3 protein-coding genes are annotated in these 2,645 nt (G+C 39.9%); all 3 read right to left on the bottom strand.

The features are described 5' to 3' along the window. A partial coding sequence (locus AC3LHT_RS08090) for a hypothetical protein (protein WP_488662533.1) occupies positions 1–201 on the bottom strand: 201 nt, incomplete at its 3' end. A gap of 129 nt (positions 202–330) precedes the next feature. Further along, positions 331–1,608 (bottom strand): DNA recombination protein RmuC, encoded by a 1,278-nt coding sequence (gene rmuC, locus AC3LHT_RS08095; RefSeq protein ID WP_488662534.1) that lies wholly within the window; start codon positions 1,606–1,608, stop codon positions 331–333. A 56-nt stretch (positions 1,609–1,664) separates the two neighbouring features. Further along, positions 1,665–2,645: hypothetical protein (locus tag AC3LHT_RS08100; RefSeq protein ID WP_488662535.1), on the bottom strand; the 981-nt coding region annotated here is incomplete at its 5' end.

A 2,645-nucleotide genomic window follows, 5' to 3' on the forward strand; every position in this document is an offset into this window, starting at 1 on the left:
CGCTCCAGATGAAGCGGCATCAGGCAAACCACCGCCGGGTTTTATCGTGGCAGTCATTGCATAAAAGCTGATTCTCAAACCTTCTTTTAACCACACAGGAGCATTGGTAGCAAATTCTGGAAAGAGAGTACCCCAACTGCTGGAAGAAAAAGAGAAAATACCTATAAGCAAGAACGAAATTACTACAATCGACTTTTTCATAAGAATCCCTCCTCAATACAACTGATTTTATAATTACGAGAAGGGACTGCTCAGGTTCTGTGAAACTGTATTCAAAAGTCTTATAAAAGCCCTTTAAAGAATTACTGAAAATATCTGCAGTTCACTGCCTTATTTTTCGTTTTTGAGTTCCGGGGCATTCAGTGGTCTTGGTTCTACTTCTAATGGTTGAAGACTTGGTTCTTCATCTGTTATTTCGGCAATTTCTTTGAACCTTCTTGCGCCCGGTAACAAACGCCCTTCAAGGGAGCCTACCGCCGTGTTGTATGTTTTGACAAGTGCAGTTAGTTTTTTTCCTACATCATCAATATTGTTGAGAAATCTATTGAGCCTTTTATACAATTCCTTGCCCTCTTCGGCGATTTTTTTTGCGTTTTCCGCAAGCTGGAATTGTTGCCAGCCATACGCAACTGATTTCAAAAGTGCAATCAAGGTAATCGGGGTAGTGATAAGTACTTTTTTGCTAATGGCCAATTCCAAAAGCCCGGGGTCAATTTCAAAGGCTGTGCTCACAGCGGCTTCTATGGGTATGAACATTATCACAAAATCGGGCGATTCTTTAAACTGTTCCCAGTAAGCCTTTGAACTGAGAGCTTTTATGGTGTCTTTTATGCTTTTTACATGTTTTTTGAGCTTATCTTTTCTGGTCCTTTCATCTTGAACTTCCATAGCCTCAAGGTAGGCATTTAATGGAGTTTTGGCATCTACTGGAATCTCCCCGCCGTTTGGTAGCTTTATTACCATGTCTGGCCGGCCTTCTTCGTTTGATTCCTGCTCTTCAAAATCTATATGCGCTGTCATGCCGGCAAGTTCAACAATGCGTTTGAGCTGGTATTCTCCCCAGCGCCCTCTGGATGTGGAGGATTTGAGAGAGCTGTTCAACTTTGTTATCCCTGTTTGTAATTCATTATTGGTCCGGGTAAGCTCCTGGAGATGCTTTTCCAATCCGCCGTATGCTTTTTCACGTTTGTTTTCAATTTCAACGATGTTTTTTTGAAGCGTATCAAGGTTGTTCTTCAAAGGGGAAAGAAGGTCCTTAAGCTTATCATTAGCCTGTTTGAGAAAATCCTCTGTGTTTTTTGAGGTTACGTCGCTTGCAAGAGCTTTGAAACTATCTCTCAGTTCGGCTTTGGTTTTTTCGAGCCAATCGAGCTTTTCGTTAAGAGAATTGATTTGTTCCTGGAATTTCGCTTTTTCTATTTTCAACTTCTCATTATCTTGCCTTAAGCTCTCAACTTCACCGCTGAGCTTTTCGTTTTCTTCCTTGAAGTGCTCTAATTTTACCTTCTCTTCGAGGTTCTTTTTTAGCTCTTTGTATAGCTTTGATATTGTTATTGATAGCACGAAAACCACTGCGATGGATATGAAAGCAATAATCCAGCTAAGCAAACTGCTCGACCCCCTTTCAAAACCTTATAAGAAATCTTAGCACACTAAGTGAGATATTATTTGCATTTCACACGGTAAAACTCTAAAGATGCTTCTTTGAGCGAGATTTTCTCCGGAGAGAAACCTGTAGCTTTAAGGTATTCATAGAAACCCATATCATAGTAATAAAAAGCTCTATGCTCTTGAACGAAACCATAGAATTTATCCCGAAGGAATTTTGCGAAACCTTCAACGAGATTTTCTTCACAAAAGCCTCGCCAGGAATATGAATTGCGCAGGTTCTCATTCGAATACCAGTAATCATAAAATTGAGGATCTTTGACTTTTAGCTCTTCGGCCAGTTCCCTAAACTCGTTAGAACCGGTAAAAGTTTGGAAGAATTCGTGGCTGTATTCATGTAAAGGAGTAAAAAAGAGTTTTTCAATGCTATCCACATCTCTCTGAAGGGTCGAAATCCTCAGCTCATCAAGTCTAAAGCCGTATGCACCTACTTCCCTAAAAGTATAGTAAAACAAGCACTTGCTTTCACCCAGATCTATCCCGCTGTTTTCAGCGATGAATTGATATGGATTTGGATATTCCCTTGCTTCTTCTGTCATTTGTTTTGCAATCTCTTCGAACTTAGGAGCATTTTCCTCGAAATAGTTTTTGAAAAAAGTTTCATAGTAATATGGCAACAATTCTCCCAATGCACTTCTAACATTCATTGGAAGGCTATTTGGGCCTACGATTGCACCTTTATAAACTCTCACAAGGTCATCTATGGTGCTTTCATCTGAGAGCAGTGTAGCAATATTCAACAAACGCCATGCGTGGGTGTTTTCAAAGATGGTTTTCAGGTTTTCTTTCATTTCAGAAGGCATAACATAATAAGTGTCCAATAACCAGAGATAATGAGCTCTGGAATCGGCGCTTACATTTTCATAATAGCTTTTCCATTTTTCAGGTGCTTTTATGTTGGCATAATACATCTCCTCCAACGTACTTATTATCGAATATTTAAGCACCGGAACCCTTACTTCTACCTCACCAACAAG

The organism is Kosmotoga sp. (assembly GCF_982836095.1).